Below are 508 nucleotides of genomic sequence, written 5' to 3'. Positions count from 1 at the left end.
GCACGCAACAGAGCCTGTATCAGGTAGCGCGTCGCCAGGGGGTGGCCTAGACTCAGTTCCGCAATGCGCGCTCGGGGAACCGCAGCGTCCAGATCAAGAGCGTCTGCCATTTTGGCCACGGCGACCCGGCTAAGCGGACGCATGGTCACCAGTCGCCCTGCGGCCGAGGCCTGCTCGGCTACGGCGGGTGGCAATCCGACCAGGTCGAGGCGCTGCGAACCGAGCACAAAGATGACACCTGCCGGTACAACCGCCGGTAGCGGCAGCTCGCTGAGAAGGGAGCGAGCCGGCCGCTCTTCGCGAGGGATGTGGTCAAGGCCATCGACCACGACAATCGTTCGAACCCGCTCACGGTCGAAGCGTTCACCTGCCTGCTTGAGAAGCTCGCCGAACTGTTCACGACGCTCCGTCTGCGAGGTATCCCGAAGCCGAACTCCCATGAGCCCACCTGCGCGCAGCTGGGTTCCGACGTCCTCCAGGAAGTCATCCGCCTCACCGCGTCCCACCC

General features: G+C 65.6%; 1 protein-coding gene. It reads left to right on the top strand.

The window, feature by feature from the left end; genetic code table 11:
- Positions 1–308 precede the first annotated feature (308 nt).
- Positions 309–508: hypothetical protein (locus tag ACXJKR_RS34465; RefSeq protein WP_457326691.1), on the top strand; the 200-nt coding region annotated here is incomplete at its 3' end.

It is taken from the genome of Roseateles sp. P5_E11, from assembly GCF_054049355.1.
This window is presented reverse-complemented; position numbering and strand designations above follow the sequence as displayed.